The sequence below is a fragment of the Frankia torreyi genome, assembly GCF_000948395.1.
GTDB lineage: Bacteria > Actinomycetota > Actinomycetes > Frankiales > Frankiaceae > Frankia > Frankia torreyi.
Genome location: NZ_JYFN01000007.1, coordinates 140,787 through 160,063, shown reverse-complemented (window position 1 = coordinate 160,063; position 19,277 = coordinate 140,787). Strand labels below are relative to the sequence as shown.

The following is a 19,277-nucleotide window of genomic DNA, read 5'->3' as shown; positions in this document are numbered from 1 at the left end:
CGGACCGGCATCACCGGCCGACGTCCCGTGTCGGCTCCTGCCAGATGCTGCCGATCAGTGCCAGTTCCGGTGCATGGACGTCATTTGGTCCGGGCTACGTCGATTTTCATTAGGCGTAGCTGTCCTATCGCTCGTCGCAGGTCGGAACGAATGTCCGTCACGCGGTGCAACGCTGTCATGCTCTTCCGTTATAGAGGCCCGCCCCTAACGCGGCCGCTTCATTCACCCGCTAGAGTTGTCGGCGCCCCAGGAACATTCCCCCGATGTTCGGGCCTCGCCTCCAATACCTCGGTCCGGGTGTTGTCGCGCGTGGTCCTTCGGGGACAAGGCCCGTTGAACTCGAACACTGACCCCGCACATGAGGCGCCCAACTCCCGGGTGCCGGACGAGAGGACCGGATGCTCCAGAATTGGCCCATCCGCTCGAAGCTCGTGGTGATTCTCGTCGTCCCCCTGGCCGCGTTGGCGGTACTGAGCGCGATACAGGTGCGGGGGAACGTCGACAACGTACGGGCCGCGAACCGCATCAAGGCGCTGGCAGCCTTCTCGATCAAAGGCAACGACCTCGTCGCCGCGCTCCAGGCCGAGCGGTACGCGACGAACTCCTATGTGGGTTCCAACTACCTGGCCGCCGGGCCGGGACAGGCCACCGTCGCCGCCCGCGGCCCGGTGGACCAGGCGTTGGGGACCTACAACGCCGGCGAGGCCGCGCTGCCCTCCGGCGCCCGGGACGCCCTGGCGGCCACGCTGGCGTCGATCTCCACCCGCCTGGACCGGCTGCCCGCGCAGCGCAAGGCGATCGACGCCCGGCAGGCGCAGGTCGACCAGAACAACACGTTCTACAACGACCTGGTGCGCGACCTCCTTTCGCTCAACGCCAGCGTCGCCGCCGGCAGCGACAACGCGTCGTTGGTCAACGGCGCCACCACGCTCGTCGGTATCTCCCGGGCGAAGGAGGAGGCAGCCCAGCAGCGCGGCTCGATCGCCCGTGTGATCATTCTCGGCCAGACGGATTCCGTGACCCTGCGCCAGATCGAGAGCTCGGCCGGCGCCGAGGACGCCTGGCTACAGCAGTTCCGGACCACCGCCACCGCGGATGAGCAGGCCTTTTACAACGTCACGGTGGGCCGAACCATCTCCGCCGCCACCGCAATGCGCGACGACACGGTCAACGCCGTTCAGAACGGCCAGCCGCTGACGATTACGCAGCAGATCTGGCTGAACACCGTCGATCAGAAGATCGCGGCGATGCGGCAGGTCGAGCGGAGGATCGCGACCGACCTGGGCTCCACCAGCCAGGACATCGCCAGTTCAGCCACTCGTGACGCACTGTTCGGCAGTATCGGGGTTGCGTTGGTCCTGGTCGTGTCGGTGGTGATTTCGCTGCTGGTCGCGAGCCCGATGATCCGGCATCTACGGGCGCTGCGGCGCGGTGCCCTCGAAGTCGCCAACGAGCGGCTGCCCGGGGTCGTCGAGAGGCTGCACCGAGGCGAACAGGTCGACATGTCCGCCGAGCAATTCCCGGTCGATGTGCAAAGTACCGACGAGATCGGCCAGCTCGCCGAGGCGTTCTCCATCGTGCACTCCGTCGCGGTGCGCACCGCGGTCGAACAGGCCGCGATGCGCAAGAGCATCGGCGACACCTTCCTCAACCTGGCCCGCCGCAGCCAGGCCCTCATCCACCGCCAGCTCAAGGTGATCGACGCGCTGGAGCGCAAGGAGACCGACCCGGACGAGCTCGAGGAGCTGTTCCGCCTCGACCACCTGGCCACCCGCATGCGGCGCCATGCCGAGGACCTCATCGTCCTGTCGGGCTCCAAGCCCGCGCGAGGCTGGCGCCGACCGGTCGCCGTCAAGGACGTGGTGCGCGGCGCCGTCGCCGAGGTCGAGGACTACACCCGAGTGAAGGTGATGCCCATCGACGGCGGGGCCATCAGCGGGCACGCCGTCGGTGACGTCATCCACATGCTCGCCGAGCTCATCGAGAACGCCACCTCCTTCTCCCCGCCGCACACCCCGGTCCAGGTCAACGGGCACGAGGTGTCCAACGGCTTCGTCATCGAGGTCGAGGACCGCGGCCTGGGGATGAGCCCGGAGGAGTTCCACTCCCTCAACGATCGGCTGGCCAACCCGCCTCCCTTCGACCTGTCGACCAGTGAGCGGCTCGGCCTGTTCGTCGTCGGCCGTCTCGCCGAGCGGCACGCCATCTCGGTGGAGCTCCGTCCCTCGCCCTACGGCGGCACGATGGCCATCGTCCTGGTGCCGGCCGCCCTGCTGCGCCAGCCCGAGGGCGACGGCGACACCCGTTCGGAGGGCACCGCGACCGTGCGGGCGCTGCCCGTCGCTGCCGTGCCCGCGCTCGACGGCCCGACGGTCGACGAGGACGGGTTCGGCGGACCGTTCGTCGACGCGGACGGCAATCTGACCGCCGCCCCCGCCCCGGAGCGGCCCGACGAGGCGCCGCGTGGCCAGGACGAGACGTTGATCGACGACCTGCCGGTCTTCGCCACGGTCCGGTCGAGCTGGTTCGTGGCCGACCGCCCCCGGCACCGCTCCAACGGCCGCCGCCCGGACGGCCCGCCGCGACCGGCCGGGCCGCGCCCCGAGCCCACGCCGGGCGGCGACCCCGGCCAGGGCGATGGCGACCTGCCCGACCTGCCGACCCGCCGTTCGCGCGGCAACCGGGGCGCCCCGGAACCGTTCCCGCCGGCCGAGACCGACCGGTTCGGGCCGCCAGAGCCGCCGGTGGACGATGCCGGGCGCCGCACCTCGTCCCTGTTCGGGCCGCCCCCCGCGATACATGACCTGCCCGGCGGCCCCCTGGCCCGCAACGACCCGTTCACCGCGCCGCTGAGCCGCCCAACCGGACCCCGCGGCGGCGACACCCCCGGCGCGGGCCAGTCGATCGTCCCGCTGCACCGCCCGGCGCCGCCCGCCCGTGCCGGCGGTGCTGGCGGGGCCGGCGGTATTGGTGGGGCGGGCGGGGCGGACCTGCCGGAGCGTGGCGGCCAGGCGCCCGAGGAGCACACCGAGGTGGGCCTGCCGCGGCGCACCCGGCGGGCCAGCCTCGCGCCCCAGCTCCGCCGGGACAGCCCGGACGACCAGCCGGGCAAGCTCGCCGCGCAGCGCAGCCCGGAAGAGATCCGCAGCATGATGTCGTCCTTCCAGAGCAACTTCGGTCGCGGGCTGGCGGACGGCCAGGTTTCCAACGACGGCGACGATGTGGGAAAGGTGACCTGAGATGCGTCCGCTGGGGCCGTCCGAGAACATGAGCTGGTTGCTCAACAACCTTGTCAAGAAGGTTCCGGAAGTCACCTATGTGATCGCCCTGTCCTCGGATGGTCTGCTGCTCGCGACCTCCTACGGGATGGACCGGGCGACCGCCGACCAGCTCGCGGCGGTCGCCTCCGGGTTCAACAGCCTCGCCCGCGGAGCGGGCCGGTTCTTCGGCGGTGGCAACGTCCGCCAGACCATCGTCGAGATGGACCAGGGCTTCCTGTTCGTCACGGCGGTCGGCGACGGCTCGTGCCTGGCGATCCTGTCCAGTACCGGGGCGGACATCGGGCTCATCGCCTACGAGATGGCCCTGCTGGTGACCAGGGTCGGGGAGTTCCTCACCCCGGAGCTGCGCGCCCAGATGCAGTCCGCGCTGCCGCTGTAGGCGGCGCCGCGGCGGTCGACGGGGGTGCGACCGCGAATCTGGCCCACCGGTCGACCCCTGCCCGAACCGACCGGACCGCAACGCTCACCGTCATGGCGGCGGAGCTCTCTCAGGCAGGAGGACCGGTATGTCGCACGACGAGGAATGGTTCGACGATGATGCGGGTCCGGTCGTCCGGCCCTACGCCGTCACCGGCGGTCGGACCCGGCCTACCAACCGGGCGTTGGAGCTGGTGGCGCTGGTGACCACCACGCCCAACGGACGGCTGATGGGCGCGACGCTGGAGGTGGAGCAGCGCTCGATCGCGCTGCTCTGCCAGCGGGTGCAGTCGATCGTCGAGATCTCGGCGCGGCTGGATCTGCCGCTCGGCGTCGTGCGGGTCCTCGTCGGCGACATGCTCGACGCCGGCCTGGTCACGGTGAACCGGCCGGGCCGTTCATCCGATCGTCCTTCCGCCGCCCTCATCGAAAAGGTGCTCGATGGACTACAGGCCCTCTAAGGACTACCGGCCCGACAAGGACTACCGGCCCGACAGGACGCGGTCGTCGGAGACGGCGGCGCCACATCCGGTCAAGATCATCATTGCCGGCGGGTTCGGCGTCGGGAAGACGACGTTCGTCGGCTCGGTCAGCGAGATCCCACCGCTGACCACGGAGGCCGCGATGACGGCCGCCAGCATCGGCATCGACGACACCAGCTCGGTCAGCTCGAAGACGACGACGACCGTCGCGATGGACTTCGGGCGGATCACGCTCATCGACAGCGTCATCCTCTACCTGTTCGGTACCCCCGGGCAGGACCGGTTCTGGTTCATGTGGGACGAGCTGGTCCTCGGCGCGATTGGCGCGGTGGTGCTCGTCGACACCCGACGGCTGGCGGACTCCTTCCCCGCCATCGACTACTTCGAGGAACGCGACATCCCGTTCCTCATCGCGCTGAACCGGTTCGACGGCGCCCGCGAGTACCGGGTCGAGGACGTCCGCGCGGCGCTCGACCTCGACCCGCGCCGGCCGGTGGTGTTCTGCGACGCCCGCCAGCGCGAGTCGGTCCGCCAGTCGCTGGTCTCGCTGGTCCGTCACGCGCTCGACGTGGTCTCCGCCGAGTCGGCCGCCCGGCCGAGCCTGCCGCAGCGGTCCGGGTGAACGCCACGAACGACTGTTCGGACCTGACCAGCACGAGCGCACCGCCCGCGGCAGGACCGATCGCCACGCCCCCGGTCCGCCGGGAAGGTCCCGATCCGGCCCCCGATCCCGCTCCAGGGAAGGGCAAGGTGCTCGACATTCTCGGTCTGGACGACGATGCCCTGTCCGCCTACCGGCTCTGGTTGCGCCACGGGTCGCTGAGTGTCTCCGAGGCGGCGCAGATGCTCGGGGAACCGGCGAACGGCGTCGGTCGGGTCCGCGACCGGCTGGTCGAACTCGGCCTGCTGCTGGCCTCCCGGGACCGGCCCGGACGCTTCGTCGCCGTCCATCCCGAGGCCGGCCTGGATCATCTGCTCCAGGCCCAGCACGAGCAGCTCATCCGGCGCCACGAGCGGCTTGTGCGGGCTCGGGCGCAGGTGGGCGTCTTCGTCTCGGACTACCTGGAGGGCCGTCCCGGTCCGGACACGGTCGAGGTCCAGCGCATCGACGGCGTCGACCAGGCCCGAGCCGAGCTGCTCACCCTCGTCGGCCGGGCCGAGCGGGAGGTGCTCACCCTACGCACCCGCCGGGGCTGGTCGGCGGCGCTGTCCGCCGACGTCATGCCGGTCGAGCTGCGGGCCCTGCGGCGCGGGGTCGTGATGCGCAGCGTGCTGCCGCGGTCGCTGCGCCTCGACGAACGGGGCGCCGGCTACGTGCGCACCGTCGCCGCCCACGGCCTCGACGCACGCGTCACCGACGACCCGCGGCTGGACGCCACCACCGTCGACGGCCGCATCGGGCTCGTTCGGTTGGCCCGCGGCGGCGGCGCGGGCGGCCACACGCTGCTCGTGCGGACCCCCGAGCTCACCGCCGTCCTGCTCACCCTGTTCGAGCAGGTCTGGGAGATCGCCGAGCCGCTCGGCGGCGGGTCGGCGCAGACCGGCGGCGAGGAGTCGGCCGACGACCCCTCCGACACCGAGCGGCTGTTGCTGCGCCTGCTCAGCCTCGGTGTCAAGGACGAGGCGGCCGCCCGCCACCTCGGTGTCTCCGTGCGCACCGTGCGGCGCATGATCGCGGACCTGATGTCCCGCCTCAACGCCCGCAGCCGCTTTCAGGCCGGCACCCTCGCCTCCCGCCGCGGCTGGCTCTGATCCCGTCGTCGGCGGACTGTCCCCGCGCCCTTGGGGCCTTCGGCGCCGAGCGAGGGCGGGCGGCGTTCGCGGTCATCGCGGCATGCCGGTTCCACGGAAGGCAGCGGAATAGCGCGGCTCGGACCGGGGAATGACCACCTCCCCCGGCGGCGACGGACTCGTCGACGCTGCCGACCGGATGTGACGGCTCTCACTCGGGCGGCCGCGCGCCCGCCGGGCATCCGGTCGGTGGTCCTCCGGGTGGGCGTGGACGGCTGACGTTGAGGTGCATCGCTGCAGGTCATGGGTCCGACGTTCGGATCGTTGTAGCGGTGTTGTGGATCGGGTGCGTGCCAGTTGGCACATATGGCCAGGGCAGCTTGATGCCACGCCAATTCCAGGACACCGGCCGCGCCCGGCCGCATGCTCTCGATGAGCCGAACACTGACCATGTCAGGGGGTTGGCGGGCACGGCCGGCGGTCGCGAGTCGGTCGGAGTCCGCCTGCCCGCCCGTCGTCGACGGGCCCCGCAGGCCGCGCGGGCGCACGCGCGGCACGCGGCGGGCTCGCCCGTCCGCCGTCCGCCGTCCGCCGTGCCGTCGACCTGCCGGCCCGCAGGTCGCCATGCACGCCGCTCGCCTCTCCTGGAAAACGCCCGAGGAGTCCTTCCGTGCCCGCAGTTGCCGGATCGCAGCCCGCCGCCACGTCGTCGGGAAAGCCGACGCACCGCACGCTGATCGTGGCGAGAATGAACCCCGCCGACGCCGACGCCGTCGCAGAGACCTTCGCCGAGTCCGACGCGGGGGAACTCCCCGGCATCGTCGGCGTCACCCGCCGCGAGCTGTTCGAGTTCCACGGGCTCTACTTCCACCTCATCGACGCGCCGGCGGACATCGCGCCAACCGTCTCGGATGTGCGCGGGCATCCGCTGTTCGTGGACGTGAACACGAAGCTGGAGAAGTTCATCACCGCCTACGACCCGGCCACCTGGCGGGGGCCGCGGGACGCGATGGCGCGCAGCTTCTACCACTGGTCGGCCGGCTGACCGGCCTGGGTCCACGCCGCCGCGGGCCTCGGTCACCTGCGGCCCCGGCCCGCCCCCCGCGAGGGGCGCGCGCCGCCGTGGCCTGATCCGGGTGCCCGCCCGGCCGGCGTTGCCGGATCCGCAGCGACCGGTCTCGCCGACCGGTCTCGCCGACCCGTCCCGACCCGTGCCGTCGCGATGTCCCGCGTCCGGGCCCACTGATCGCCGCGGTGCTCAGGGCCGCCTCGACCTGCCCCGGTGACGCCGGCGCGGCGGGCGCCACGCCGGCCACCCGACTGCGTGCAACCGCCGGCTCCGTCGGGGTTCTGCCTCGGCGCCCGGCCTGCCGCCCGCCGTCGCTCGCCGTAACCCGCCGTTGCCCGTAGTAACCCGCCGTTGCCCGCCGCGACGGGCAGCTCCCTGCCCGCGGCGGATCCCGGCACAGACCTGACGACAACCTTCCCGCCGATCCCATCTGCGCCAACCCGAGGAGATCGTGACATGCCCCAGCAGTGGACGGCCGACGCCCTGCTCGACTTCCTCGTCGAGCAGGCCGGGCTGCCCCCGGAGGACCGCCCCATCGACCTGGCCGTGACGTTCCTGGACATCGGCCTGGACTCGCTGGCCTACCTCCAGCTCTCGGCGGAGGTGGCCGGTGCCTTCGGTGTGGACCTACCGGCCGAGATGCCGGACGGCTACACCCTCGCCGAGATTCTCGACACCGTGAACGCCGCGCTCGGCGAGCGCGAACCGGTCTGAATTCCCGCCGGGCGCCCGGAACCGCCGGCCGCCGATTCTCGATCCGCATCCGGATTTCCTTCACAAACCGGGGAGTAGCCGTGAGTGGGCATACCGACAACTCGATTCTGATCGACGCCGACATCGACACGGTCTGGACCATCACCAACGATCTGCCTGCGTGGCCCGACCTGTTTACGGAATATGCGTCGGTGGACATCATCGAGAGCAACGGGAACACTTTCAAGTTCCGGCTCACCATGCATCCGGACGAGAACGGCACGGCGTGGAGCTGGGTATCGGAAAGGACGCTCGACCCGGTGAACCGGCAGGTCCGCGCCTACCGCGTCGAGACCGGGCCGTTCGAGTACATGCACATCCACTGGACCTACACCCCGGAGGGCACCGGTACCCGGATGCGCTGGGTGCAGGACTTCCACATGCGCCCGGCGGCGCCGCTCAACGACGAGCAGATGACCGCCCGGATCAACACCAACACCGCCCGGGAGATGGCCGTGATCCGGGAGAAGGTCGAGCGGGCCGCCGCGGCCGCGCGCCCCGCCCCGCTTGCCGTGGCCGTGCCGGAACAGGTCTGAGGAGGACGCGACCGATGGCAGCTCCAGCGACGACGACCCCGAAGGTTCTCTGCATCCACGACATCGCGCCCAACCGGCGCCGCGGCGGGGACATCCGTGCCCTGCTCTCCCCGGCGACGGTCGGCTCGACCACCGGCTTCCTCGGCACGCTCACCCTCGAGCCCGGCGAGGTCGTCACCGAGCACTGGCACCCCTACTCGGAGGAGTTCCTGTACTGCGTGCGCGGCATCGTGACCGCCCGGCTGGACGGTGAGCACCAGGTCCTGGGCGCCGACCACGGCGTGTGCATCCCGATCGGGATGCGCCACCGCATCGTCAACACGGGCGAGGAGACCGCGTTCCTCGTGTTCCACCTCAGCCCACTGGCGCCCCGTCCCGACCTCGGCCACGTCGACACCGAGGCGGTGCTGAACCCGGACGCGCCGCACGCCCCCATCATCCGTTCGGGCCCCCACGCCCACACCGTGGCCGCCGACGCCCTGCCCGCCGGGGCCAGACGGTGAGCGAACCGAGGAGGACCGCGGTCACCGGGATCGGGGTGGTCGCCCCGGGCGGGGTGAACCGCAAGGAGTTCTGGACGCTGCTGACCGACGGGCGCACGGCGACCCGGCGGCTGTCGTTCTTCGACCCGTCGCAGTTCCGTTCCCAGGTCGCCGCCGAATGCGATTTCGACCCGGCGGCGGCCGGGCTGACCGCCCGACAGATCGCCCGGAACGACCGCTTCGTGCAGTTCGCGCTCGCCGCGGCGCTGGAGGCGGTCGAGGACAGCGGCCTCGACCTGCGCCCCGCCGGCACCGGCGGCCTCGGCGACGAGGGCGGGGACGGCCCGGTCGTCGGCGTCAGCATGGGCAGCGCGGTCGGCGCGACGACCCGGCTGGAGAACGAGTACGTCGTCGTCTCCGACTCGGGCCGCCACTGGGAGGTCGATCCGCACTACGCCAGCTCCTTCCTGTACCACGCGCTGGTCCCGAGCTGCCTGGCCACGGAGCTCGCCTGCCGCTTCGGCACGCACGGCCCGGCGTCGGTGGTGTCCACCGGCTGCACATCCGGCATCGACGCGGTCGGCTACGGTGCGCAGCTCATCGCCGACGGTGAGGCGGACATCGTGATCGCCGGCGCCTCCGACGCGCCGCTGTCGCCGATCTCGGTGGCCTGCTTCGACGCGATCCGGGCGACCTCGGCGCGCAACGACGACCCCGAGCACGCCTCCCGCCCGTTCGACGCCAGCCGCGACGGCTTCGTGATGGGGGAGGGCTCGGCCGTGCTCATCCTCGAGGAGTTGTCGTCCGCGCGGGCCCGTGGGGCGCACATCTACTGCGAGGTCGGCGGCTACGCGTCGCGGTCCAACGCCTTCCACATGACCGGTCTGCGTCCCGACGGTGTCGAGATGGCCGAGGCGATCCGGGTCGCGATGGACTCGGCGCGGGTCGGCGCGGACGACATCGACTACATCAACGCGCACGGCTCGGGCACCAAGCAGAACGACCGACACGAGACGGCGGCCTTCAAGCGCTCGCTCGGGCAGCGCGCGTACGAGGTCCCGGTCAGCTCGATCAAGTCGATGATCGGCCACTCCCTGGGAGCGATCGGCTCGCTGGAGATCGCCGCCTGCGCCCTGGCCATCGAGAACGACGTCGTCCCGCCCACCGCCAACTGGGCCACCCGCGATCCGGCCTGCGACCTCGACTACGTGCCGAACATCGCCCGTGATCACACCGTCGACGTGGCACTGTCGGTGGGCAGCGGGTTCGGCGGGTTCCAGTCCGCGATCGTCCTGTCGGCGCCGAACCGGTGAGCGCCGCAGTGGAGACCGCGGCTGCCACCACCGCTGCCACCGCGGCTTCGGCCGTGACCGGCGAGGACCGTTCGGTGCGTGGCGGCGGGCGCCCGCTGGGCGCGGTCCGGCCGGTCGTCACCGGCCTGGGGGTCATCGCCCCCAGCGGTCTGGGGGTCGAGCAGTACTGGGCGTCGACCCTGCGCGGGGAGCTGCGCGTCGCCCCGATCAGCCGGTTCGACCCGGCTCGTTACTCCGCCAGGCTCGCCGGCGAGGTCGCCGGGTTCGAGCCGGAGGAGCACGTCGACAAGCGGTACATCGTCCAGACCGACCGGTGGACCTGGTTCGGGATGGCCGCCTCCCGGCTCGCCCTGGCCGACGCCGCCTACGACCCGGCCGACCACGACCCGTATGCCACCGCGGTCGTGTTCGGCAGCGGTTCCGGCGGCAACGACTTCGGCCAGCGGGAGCTGCAGCGGCTGTGGACCCGCGGGCGGACCGCGGTGAGCGTCTACCAGTCGATCGCCTGGTTCTACGCGGCGACGACCGGTCAGACGTCGATCCGTCATGGCCTGAAGGGGCCATCCGGGGTCGTGGTCAGCGACGGCGCCGGCGGGCTGGACAGCCTTGCCCAGGCCAGACGGGTCATCCGTCGAGGCACGTCGACGGTGCTCGCGGGGGGCGCCGAATCGGGCCTGACGCCGTACGGGCTCACCTGCCATCTCAGCAGCGGCCGGGTCAGCACCGCCGCCGCGGCGGCGGACGGCTACAAGCCGTTCGACATCCGGGCGAACGGCTACCTGCCGGGGGAGGGCGGCGCGACCCTGGTCGTCGAGGATCCGGCAGCGGCGGCGGCCCGTGGCGCCCCGCACGTCTACGGGGAGATCGCGGGATACGCCGCGACGCACGACGCCGCCGACCACGCCCGCCCGGCGCCGGACGGCCGCTGGCTGGCCACCGCGATGCGCCGCGCCCTGGCCGACGCGGGCCTCGCCCCGGACGACGTGGACGTGGTGTTCGCCGACGGCGCCGGCTCCCCGGACCTCGACGCCCAGGAGGCGGCGGCGATCCGGGCCGTGTTCGGCGACCGCGCGGTGCCGGTGACGGCGCCGCAGGGCCTCGTCGGCCGGTTGTGCGCCGGCGGCTCGGCGCTGTCGGTGGCGACGGCGCTGCTGTCGATCCGGGACGGCGTCATCCCCGCGGTGGGCAACCTCGACACCCCCGATCCGGGCTACGGACTGGACCTGGTGCAGGCCCCCCGGCAGACCCCCGTCCGGGTGGCGCTGGTCAACGCCCGCGGCTACGGCGGCTTCAACAGCAGCCTCGTCGTCCGCGCCGTCGACCCCGCCTGACCGGACCCCGACCCGGCCTGCCCGACCCTCGTGAGCTGCTCGATTCGCCCGAGCTGCTCGATTCGCTCGACCTGCTCGATCCGCTCGATTCCTCGACCTAGGAGACAGTCAGCGATGTTCCCAGACCTGGCCGGGCGACGCGCCCTGGTTACCGGTGGCACCCGCGGCATCGGCCGGGCCGTCGTGCTCGGCCTGGCCCGCGCCGGAGCGACGGTCGTCGTCGGCCACCAGCGCCAGACCGAGGAGGCCGAGAGCCTGCGCCGCGAGCTGAAGGACACCGGCGGCGACCACCTGCTGGTCCAGGCGGACGTGGCCGACCCGGCCCAGATCACCGAGCTCATCGAGGCCACCGGCACGCACCTCGGCGGCCTCGACATCGTGGTCAACAGCGTCGGGACGATCAGCCACATCCCCTACGCGGACCTGCCGCTGGACGCCTGGACGCAGGTGCTCGCCACCAACCTCACCGCCACCCACCTGGTCACCCAGGGCGCGCTGGCGCTGCTCGGCGAGTCCGGTTCGGTGGTCAACATCGGCTCGGGCGCCGGGGTCGTCGGCGTGCCGCTGCGGGCGCACTACACCGCGGCGAAGACCGGCCTGATCGGGCTGACCCGTTCGCTGTCCAAGGAGCTCGGCTCCCGCGGCATCCGGGTCAACCTGGTCTCGCCGGGCGTCATCGAGACCGACCAGGCCGCCGGCATGCCCGAGGCCGCCCGAACGGCCTACACCAACCGCATCCCGCTTGGCCGTCTCGGCGAGGCCGACGAGGTCGCCGCGGTCGTCCTGTTCCTGGCCAGCGACGTGTCGTCCTACGTCAACGGCGCCACCTTCACGGTCGACGGAGGAATCTGATGGCATCGACCCCGCCCTTTCGGATCATGCTGACCATGCGGATCCACCCGGGCCGCGAGGCCGAGTTCGAGCAGACCTGGCTGCGCATCGGCGACGCGGTGACCTCTCACCCCGCCAACCTGGGCCAGTGGCTGATTCGTTCGGAGGACGAGCCGAGCACCTACTTCATTACCAGCGACTGGGTCGACGAGGCGCAGTTCCGCGAGTTCGAGACCAGCGAGCGGCACCTGAAGCACCGCAAGGAGCTGCATCCGCTGCGCGCCAGCGGCTCAATGGCCACCGGCAGCGTCCTGACGCACCTGGCCGGCGCGGCATCCCTGCCGGTGCCGGCGGCCGGCTAGCCGTGGGAGCCGGCGGCGAGGCGGCGGTCCGGGTGATGCTCTGGGCGGTCGATCCGCCCGATGATCCCGGGGCGGTGGAACGCGCCTACCACGCGATCAGCTCCAAGCTGCTCGGCACCCCGGGGCTGCTCGGCAACACGCTGCAGCGTTCGGCGGCGGACCCGGCCCGGTACGTCGTGGTGAGCGTCTGGTCGGGCATGACCGAGTTCAGCGCCTGGGAGCAGGGGGCGAACCACCGCGGGACGACCTCCCCGCTGCGGCCGCTACAGGATCCCGAGCGCCGCCCGGCGATCTACAGCGAGGTCGCCGCGTACGGCCCGCAGGGGCCGTTCAGCGAGGCACCCGCGGGCTGATCCGGCCGCCCGCGGGCTGGACTCACCGCCCGCGGGCGCCACAGTCGCATGGCGTCGGTCGCACCGTCTGGGGCAGGCGGCGCGGCCGACGCCATGCCATCTCCCGCCCTCAACCCCCGCGCCCGCCTCCGTGGAGCGCGTCTGGTCCGAACGGGCAGGCGGGGTTCGGCCCGGCCCACCTGTTCGGCCGGCTCCGCCTGTTCGGCCGGCTCCGCCTGTTCGGCCGGCTCCGCCCGTTCGACGGGGACCAGCCGTCGCCCGCTGCCCGGTGGGTCCGGGAAAACAGCGACCCCAGGCCACCTCGAGGCTCCGGCCCCGTGCCCGGACTGCGGCTCCGAGCCGGGGCCCGACCCTTCCCTGCTGTGACGGTCCGTGTCGGCTGTGAGATTGGTCGGTGCCGCTCGGTGGCGGTCCTGCCCCTCGGTGTACAAATGCGCGGTCCGGCCCGGATGCGCCCGCGGTGCCCGGATGTGTCCCGTGGCCCGCTGGAATCCGGGCAGCTCCGGGGCGGTGTCAGTGGTGGCGGGTGGCGAACTGGCCGTCGTCGGNGCGGTGGGGATCGGGGGAATCGGATGCCTGACTCGTCCGCGCTGGACGTTCTGATCGGCCTCGCGCTGCTGTTCGCCGCGTTCAGCCTCGCCGTCTCGCGGATCAACGAGGCGGTGCTCGGCCTCGTGCGTTACCGGGGCCGACGCCTCGAGTCGGAGCTGCGCCGGCTGCTCGGCGGCTGCCCGCCGGGCGGCGCACCGCCCGATCCGGGGGGCCCGCCGCCTGTGGACGTCGCTGCGGAGTTGCTCGACGGGCCCCTGCGGGCCATGCGTACCGCCGGCCGGGACGAGGTCTCCGCGGACATGGCCGCTCATCCGCCCGTGCAGCGAACCTGGGCCGCGGTGAGCCGGGCCCGCCGGCTGCGGTTGCCTTCCTACGTGCCGTCCACCGCATTCGCTCGGGCCCTGCTCGATCGGGTCGACCCACCCGCCCGCGCCATGTTGGCCCAGCTACGCCCGGACGGGCTGCCCTCGCACATCCCCGATGAGACCCGCGAGGCCTACCGGACCGCGTACGAGGCTGCCCGGCGCGCTCTGGACGAGGGGTCCGCCCGGGCGCTGTACGCCGCGATGCCGGCGGACCACCCGACCGGGCGGGTCGTGGCCGCCGCGCTGGTGTCCGCCGTCGGCGGCGGGACGGTCGGCACGCTGGAGGACGGGCTGGCCGTGTTGCCACCCTCCCTCGCGAAGGATGCGCTGACCACGGCGGTGGTCCGGACGGGCGGTGACCGAGAGAAGATCATCACCGAGTTGGCGCGGTGGTACGACGAGGCGATGGACCGCCTGTCCGGGTGGTACAAGCGGCGGGTCGCGGTGTTCCTGCTCGCCTACGCGATCGTGCTGGCCGCCGTGTTCAACCTCGACGCGGTCGCCATCTCCCGTGCGCTGTGGCAGGACGGGACCGTGCGCGACGCGGCGGTGACCGCAAGCCAGGGCCAGATTGGCCAGGCCGCTGATGTCGGCCCCACCACCGCGGGTTCGCGCGACGCGGGTTCGAGCGACGCGGGGTCCGGCGGCGCCGGGCCCGGTGACACGAAGGACGCTGCGCAGTCCGGCGACCAGGAGACCGGCGGTACCTCCGACGCCGGTGTGGGCGACGCCGTCGAGAGCGCGATCAGGTCGGTGCGGAATGCCTCCGGCCTCGCCCTGCCCATCGGGTGGGTTCGGACGAGCGACGACCGCGACGACCCGAGGGAGGTCCCGCACACGGTCGGCGGTTGGTTGCTGAAGATCGCCGGACTGGCCATCGCCTGCTTTGCCCTGACCGCCGGAGCCCCCTTCTGGTTCGAGCTGCTGGGCCGGCTGGTCAACATGCGCGCCGCCGGGCCGAAGCCGCGGTCGGCCACCAGCGGCTGACCGCACGGGGCGGTGGTCTCGTACCGCTGGTGGTCTCGTACCGCTGGTGGTCCCATGCCGCTGGTGGTCCCATGCCGCTGGTGGCCCGGCGCTCGCGTTGCTGGTGGTCCGGCTGGGCAGGTCGGGTAGTCCGCGCGGGCGTTGACCCGGCCGCCCGATTGGAGGAGCGTGGCGGACGATGACTGAGCCCACCGCGTTCCACGAGGCCGTGAGCGCGATCAGCTATCCGATGGTGATCGTGACCGCGGCGGTGCCCGACGGGGAACGCAGCGGCTGCCTCGTCGGCTTCCACACCCAGTGCAGCATCGAGCCCGCGCGGTACCTGCTGTGCATCTCGCAGGCCAACCACACCCACCGGATCGCCCTGGCGGCCAGCCATCTCGCGGTCCACCTCCTCGACGAGGCCGATGAGGGGCTCGCGACGCTGTTCGGCGAGCAGACCGGCGACGAGATCGACAAGTTCGCGCGCTGCGCCTGGCGGGAGGGCCCGTTCGGACTGCCCGTCCTCGCGCAGCCGCGCGCCTGGTTCGCCGGCCCCGTACACACCCGCGTCGGCGTCGGCGACCATACGGCGTTCGTCCTCGAGCCGGTCGACGGCGCAGCCGGCGGGCCGTTCACCCAGCTCGGCTTCCAACAGGTCCGGGACATGCAACCGGGCCATCCGGCCTGACGGCCTCGACCGACGCCGAACGTGGGCCCGCGCCGCGCGCAGGCCGCCGCGATGCCCCGCCGTCGGCGGTCCGGCAAGGAGGACTGCGCGATTCCGCGGCGCCGGGGCACTAGCGTCATCGTCCGTGAACACTCCTGTGCCCGGGCCGGCCGCGCAACCGGTCGGCTCCGACCCGCTCGCCGCCACCCCCAGCCCGGTCGGGGTAGACCTGCTCGCCGGTCTGGACGGCGTGGGTGGGCGGCGGGTCACCGACCCCGAAGCGGTGCTCGCGGACCTGCAAGCCGATCCGGAGGCCTTCAGTCCACTCGGGGGACGGCCCATCCTGGTCGTCGACGCCGCCTCCCCGGCGGCAATCAGGGTCGGCGAACTCGGCCGCCGGCTGCCCTGCGTCTGTGTCGCCGTGGCCGAGGATCTGCGGTGGGTTCCCGACGGCGTCGCCACCTGCGGCTTCGACATCCTGCTCACCGATGAGCCGGGGGCGCCGCGGCCGTGGGTGACCGCGCCGGACGGGATCGATGCCGCGGTGGACGCGCTGGTCGCCGCGACCGCGGCGAATCCCTACGCCGCCGTCGCGCTCGTGCAGTTGCTGCGCGTGAGTACCGGCATCGACGTGCGCGATGCCGTCGTCGCCGAGTCGTTCGCCTACTCGGCGTTGCAGGCCGGCCCGGAGTTCGCCGGTTGGCTGGCCCGACGACGGGCCCGGCAGAGTGCGCGCGCGGCGGCCCGGCCTGGGCTGGACCCGGCGGCTGCAGCCTCCGCGGCCGCCGTCCCGCCCGCCGACAGCGCTCCCGCGGCCGACGTGGCGACGGATCCGACCGCGGCGACGACCGCGGCGGCGACGACCGCGGCGGCGACGGCGGCGACGGCGGCGACGGTGACGGCGGCGACGGCGGCCCGGGCCGCGGCCGCACCGGCCGTCCTGATCGAGCGGGACGGCGCGGTCCTCACGGTCATCCTCAACCGGCCGCGGGTGCACAACGCCGTGAGCATCAGCCTGCGTGACGGGTTGGTCTCCGCCTTCGGGCTCGCCGCCGCCGACAGCGAGCTCGCCGAGATCCGGCTGGCCGGCACGGGGCCGTCGTTCTCCAGCGGCGGCGACCTGACCGAGTTCGGCACGATGCTCGATCCGGTCGGCGCCCACGCCGTGCGAACCACCCGCAGCATCCCGCTGGGCCTGCTGGCCACCGGGCTGCCGGTGACCGCCTACGTCCACGGGCTCTGCATCGGCGCGGGGGCGGAGCTGCCCGCGTTCTGCGGCCGGGTCGTCGCCGCCCCCGACACCACGTTCCGGCTGCCGGAGGTGGCGATGGGGCTGGTCCCCGGCGCCGGGGGCACCGCGAGCATCCCGCGGCGCATCGGCCCGCAGCGGGCCGCCTACCTGATCCTCAGCGGGCTTCCCATCGACGCCGAGCAGGCGTTGGCCTGGGGGCTCGTCGACGAGATCGCCCCGCGGGCCGTCATGCCCGGCGCGAGCCGCTGACCGACCCGCCCCGGCCCCGGCCGGTCGTGTGACGGCGGCCGGCCTGCCGGGTTCGGTCGTCCTCGGGCGTGGCGCCGTGCCAGGCGCCAGCGGTCAGGGGCCAGCGGTCAGGGGGCAGGGGCCACGGGTCAAGGACCGGCGCCCACGTCCGGGTGGATGCCGAGCTCGTCCAGCCGGCGCCACAGGCCGTCGAGCGTGCGGGTGGGATGGCGGTAGAACTCCGAGCCGCGGATGCGGAGGAACGTCCAGCCGAGCCGCTCCAGGATCCGTTGGCGGCGCAGATCCGCCTCCCACTGGTCCGGGCCGTGGAACCGGTCGCCGTCGCACTCGACGGCGAGCCGGGGGCCGCGGACGCGCGCCGCGCCCGCGTCGGGCGCCGGCGGGCGGGGTGCTCCTTCGACGACGAGGTCGATGCGGTAGCGGCCGACGGGGTGCTGGGGGCGGACCCGGTAGCCACGGCCGAGGATCTCGCGCAGGACCGCGCGCTCGAACTCGCTCTCGCAGCGGTCGGCGAGCCGGCCCTCGGCCTGCGGGGTCGCACCGGCGTAGGTGTACTCGATGAGCTGGCGGCGGATGTCGTCCTCGCGCAGCGTCGCCGGGTCGACGGTGTGGAACACCCACATCTGGTTGCGGGCGCGGCTCGCGGCGACGTTGACACGCTGCAGGTCGCGGCGGCGGGTGGCGGCGGAGCGGTTGTCGTCGGCGACGACGGAGACGAACACGACGTCGCGCTCGTCGCCCTGGAACTGGTAGGGGTCGCCGACCCGCAACGCCCGCCGGGAGAACTCGCGCTCGCCGAGTCGCTCGACCAGAGCGTGCTCGATGAGCCTGGGCTGCCCGGCGCCGAGCAGGGTCACCACACCCATCGTCATCCCGTCGTAGGCGGGGTCGGCGCAGCAGGCGACGACCTGATCGACGATCGCCCGCGCCTCCACCGGGTTGGCGTCGCCGAACCGGGTCTGCGTCCGGGCGCCCTCGGTGACGCGCACCGGGCGCAGCGCGGCGCCGATCGCGAGCTCCGGATCCTCCCGCAGCGGCAGGATCTGATGGTCGTAGAAGCGGTTGGAGAACCCGATGATGTCGGGCAGGCAGCGGAAGTGCTCCTTGAGCACCACGGTCCGTGGGAACACCCGGGTGGCGGTGTCGTAAAGGCTCGCCTCGACGTCGAGCAGCGAGCGCTGGGCCACGTCGGGCAGGTGGGCGTCGATCAGCGCCCCGACCCGGGCCCGGTCGATCCCGACGGCCTCCGGGCTCGTCTGGGCGTCGTCGCCGACGACCACGGCGCGCCGACCCAGGCTCAGCACGCCGAGGGAGAGAATGTCGCACTGGCTGGACTCGTCGACGATCACGACGTCGAACAGGTCGTCGGAACCGGGGTCGAAGCTCTCCATCACCCGGTACGTCGGCATGATCCACACGGGTACGGCGCCCATCGCGGCCCGCATGTGCGCGCGGGCCTGCGCCCGCCAGTGCGGGGCGTACTTCCCGGTGCCCTTCCCCAGCCGGTCGAGGGCCTGCACCCAGCCGGTGAGCGCGCGGCGCTGCGGGTCCCCGAGCCGGGTGGCGAGCCCGAGGCGGGCGGCCCGACGGGCGGTGTCGAGCACGAGCCGGCGGGCCTGCTCGGAGGCGTCGCCGAGCTGGCGGCCGAGCAGCGCCAGGTCGCCGTCGGCGTGCAGGTCGTCGAGCCAGGTCTGCGCCTGCCGCCAGCGCCACGCCGCCGCCGCCCGCGCCGGGTCGCCGCAGGCGACGGCCTCGCCGGACCGGTCGAGGATGGCGTCGGCCCACAGCGGCGCCACCGCACCCAGGCGCTCCGACAGCCGCGTGCGCGCGGCGGCGTCGGGACGCAGCGCCGCCAGCCGGGCGGCCTCGTCGAGCAGGGCATCCCAGGCGGCGAGGTCGCGTCGGGTCAGTGCCTCGTGCAGCTCGCCCCACAGCCGGCCGGCCCGCGGGCGGCGGCGGCCCTCGTCAAGGGTCCGCGCCAGGGTCGCGAGCCGGTCGGTGACCTCCTGCTCGCGGCCCCGTCCGGCCGCCGCGGCCAGCAGGTCGGCGAGCCGGGACAGCGCGGCCGGATCGCCACCGTCGCCGGCGCCGGGAGCGACGGCGCCGGGAGCGACGGCGCGCAGCCGCACGGCGAGCTCCGGTCGGACCTGACGCTCCCAGTCGACGGCGTCGGCAAGGTCTCGGGCGGCCGTGTCGAGCCGGGTGAGGACGTCGGAGGCACCCGTGTCGACGGGCTGGCCGCCGAGCGCGGCGGCGATCGCGCCCTGGCGGGCCACCGCGGC

General features: G+C 73.2%; 18 protein-coding genes. 17 read left to right on the top strand and 1 reads right to left on the bottom strand.

Annotated features, from left to right (window positions below):
- Nucleotides 1-398 precede the first annotated feature (398 nt).
- The 17 genes from FF36_RS06805 to FF36_RS06725 all read left to right on the top strand — a co-directional run bounded on the left by FF36_RS06805 (nt 399) and on the right by FF36_RS06725 (nt 16,995).
- Nucleotides 399-3,239: an ATP-binding protein gene (locus FF36_RS06805; protein WP_044884107.1), complete on the top strand. Its 2,841-nt coding sequence runs from the start codon at nt 399-401 to the stop codon at nt 3,237-3,239.
- A 1-nt stretch (nt 3,240) separates the two neighbouring features.
- Entirely contained in the window at nt 3,241-3,660 is a 420-nt protein-coding gene (locus FF36_RS06800; RefSeq protein ID WP_009737517.1) for a roadblock/LC7 domain-containing protein, read from the top strand.
- 127 nt (nt 3,661-3,787) lie between these two features.
- Nucleotides 3,788-4,159 (top strand): DUF742 domain-containing protein, encoded by a 372-nt coding sequence (locus tag FF36_RS06795; RefSeq protein WP_044884106.1) that lies wholly within the window; start codon nt 3,788-3,790, stop codon nt 4,157-4,159.
- Entirely contained in the window at nt 4,140-4,802 is a 663-nt protein-coding gene (locus FF36_RS06790) for a GTP-binding protein (protein WP_044884105.1), read from the top strand. The genes FF36_RS06795 and FF36_RS06790 overlap by 20 nt, the downstream gene beginning before the upstream one ends.
- Nucleotides 4,803-4,930: 128 nt before the next feature.
- Nucleotides 4,931-5,932 (top strand): LuxR C-terminal-related transcriptional regulator, encoded by a 1,002-nt coding sequence (locus FF36_RS06785; protein WP_044884170.1) that lies wholly within the window; start codon nt 4,931-4,933, stop codon nt 5,930-5,932.
- Between the two features lie 649 nt (nt 5,933-6,581).
- Entirely contained in the window at nt 6,582-6,956 is a 375-nt protein-coding gene (locus FF36_RS06780; RefSeq protein WP_044884104.1) for a TcmI family type II polyketide cyclase, read from the top strand.
- Nucleotides 6,957-7,436: 480 nt separating this feature from the next.
- A complete protein-coding gene (locus FF36_RS06775; RefSeq protein ID WP_044884103.1) occupies nt 7,437-7,694 on the top strand; it encodes an acyl carrier protein in 258 nt (85 codons plus the stop codon).
- Nucleotides 7,695-7,774: 80 nt separating this feature from the next.
- The gene (locus FF36_RS06770; RefSeq protein WP_044884102.1) at nt 7,775-8,269 is read left to right on the top strand and encodes an SRPBCC family protein; all 495 of its coding nucleotides are present in this window, start codon (nt 7,775-7,777) and stop codon (nt 8,267-8,269) included.
- A gap of 14 nt (nt 8,270-8,283) precedes the next feature.
- On the top strand, nt 8,284-8,772 hold the full coding sequence (locus FF36_RS06765; protein WP_044884101.1) for a cupin domain-containing protein: 489 nt from the start codon (nt 8,284-8,286) through the stop codon (nt 8,770-8,772).
- Nucleotides 8,769-10,064, top strand: a complete 1,296-nt coding sequence (locus FF36_RS06760; protein WP_044884100.1) for a beta-ketoacyl-[acyl-carrier-protein] synthase family protein — start codon at nt 8,769-8,771, stop codon at nt 10,062-10,064. The genes FF36_RS06765 and FF36_RS06760 overlap by 4 nt, the downstream gene beginning before the upstream one ends.
- A 53-nt stretch (nt 10,065-10,117) precedes the next feature.
- Nucleotides 10,118-11,395 carry a beta-ketoacyl synthase N-terminal-like domain-containing protein gene (locus FF36_RS06755; protein ID WP_044884169.1) on the top strand — a complete coding sequence of 426 codons (1,278 nt, stop codon included), beginning with the start codon at nt 10,118-10,120 and terminating at the stop codon, nt 11,393-11,395.
- 114 nt (nt 11,396-11,509) lie between these two features.
- The gene (locus FF36_RS06750) at nt 11,510-12,247 is read left to right on the top strand and encodes an SDR family NAD(P)-dependent oxidoreductase (protein WP_044884099.1); all 738 of its coding nucleotides are present in this window, start codon (nt 11,510-11,512) and stop codon (nt 12,245-12,247) included.
- Nucleotides 12,247-12,588 (top strand): antibiotic biosynthesis monooxygenase family protein, encoded by a 342-nt coding sequence (locus tag FF36_RS06745; RefSeq protein ID WP_044884098.1) that lies wholly within the window; start codon nt 12,247-12,249, stop codon nt 12,586-12,588. Before FF36_RS06750 ends, FF36_RS06745 begins: the two co-directional genes overlap by 1 nt.
- Nucleotides 12,589-12,623: 35 nt before the next feature.
- A complete protein-coding gene (locus FF36_RS06740) occupies nt 12,624-12,941 on the top strand; it encodes an antibiotic biosynthesis monooxygenase family protein (RefSeq protein WP_044884168.1) in 318 nt (105 codons plus the stop codon).
- Nucleotides 12,942-13,513: 572 nt separating this feature from the next.
- Nucleotides 13,514-14,845, top strand: a complete 1,332-nt coding sequence (locus tag FF36_RS06735; protein WP_044884097.1) for a hypothetical protein — start codon at nt 13,514-13,516, stop codon at nt 14,843-14,845.
- Nucleotides 14,846-15,023: 178 nt separating this feature from the next.
- The gene (locus tag FF36_RS06730) at nt 15,024-15,515 is read left to right on the top strand and encodes a flavin reductase family protein (RefSeq protein WP_044884096.1); all 492 of its coding nucleotides are present in this window, start codon (nt 15,024-15,026) and stop codon (nt 15,513-15,515) included.
- Nucleotides 15,516-15,639: 124 nt separating this feature from the next.
- Complete coding sequence (locus tag FF36_RS06725) at nt 15,640-16,995, top strand: enoyl-CoA hydratase/isomerase family protein (protein ID WP_044884095.1); 1,356 nt, start codon at nt 15,640-15,642, stop codon at nt 16,993-16,995.
- Nucleotides 16,996-17,123: 128 nt separating this feature from the next.
- Here FF36_RS06725 and FF36_RS37305 read toward each other — a convergent pair whose 3' ends face one another.
- Complete coding sequence (locus FF36_RS37305) at nt 17,124-18,386, bottom strand: AAA domain-containing protein (protein ID WP_242422356.1); 1,263 nt, start codon at nt 18,384-18,386, stop codon at nt 17,124-17,126.
- Between the last annotated feature and the right edge of the window lie 891 nt (nt 18,387-19,277).

Excerpts from the sequence above, each read along its gene's own strand:
- FF36_RS06805 (WP_044884107.1), top strand. The coding sequence starts at position 399 with ATGCTCCAGAATTGGCCCATCCGCTCGAAGCTCGTGGTGATTCTCGTC.
- FF36_RS06800 (WP_009737517.1), top strand. The coding sequence starts at position 3,241 with ATGCGTCCGCTGGGGCCGTCCGAGAACATGAGCTGGTTGCTCAACAAC.
- FF36_RS06795 (WP_044884106.1), top strand. The coding sequence starts at position 3,788 with ATGTCGCACGACGAGGAATGGTTCGACGATGATGCGGGTCCGGTCGTC.
- FF36_RS06790 (WP_044884105.1), top strand. The coding sequence starts at position 4,140 with ATGGACTACAGGCCCTCTAAGGACTACCGGCCCGACAAGGACTACCGG.
- FF36_RS06775 (WP_044884103.1), top strand. The coding sequence starts at position 7,437 with ATGCCCCAGCAGTGGACGGCCGACGCCCTGCTCGACTTCCTCGTCGAG.
- FF36_RS06765 (WP_044884101.1), top strand. The coding sequence starts at position 8,284 with ATGGCAGCTCCAGCGACGACGACCCCGAAGGTTCTCTGCATCCACGAC.
- FF36_RS06750 (WP_044884099.1), top strand. The coding sequence starts at position 11,510 with ATGTTCCCAGACCTGGCCGGGCGACGCGCCCTGGTTACCGGTGGCACC.
- FF36_RS06745 (WP_044884098.1), top strand. The coding sequence starts at position 12,247 with ATGGCATCGACCCCGCCCTTTCGGATCATGCTGACCATGCGGATCCAC.
- FF36_RS06740 (WP_044884168.1), top strand. The coding sequence starts at position 12,624 with ATGCTCTGGGCGGTCGATCCGCCCGATGATCCCGGGGCGGTGGAACGC.
- FF36_RS06735 (WP_044884097.1), top strand. The coding sequence starts at position 13,514 with ATGCCTGACTCGTCCGCGCTGGACGTTCTGATCGGCCTCGCGCTGCTG.
- FF36_RS06730 (WP_044884096.1), top strand. The coding sequence starts at position 15,024 with ATGACTGAGCCCACCGCGTTCCACGAGGCCGTGAGCGCGATCAGCTAT.
- FF36_RS37305 (WP_242422356.1), bottom strand. The coding sequence starts at position 18,386 with ATGGAGAGCTTCGACCCCGGTTCCGACGACCTGTTCGACGTCGTGATC.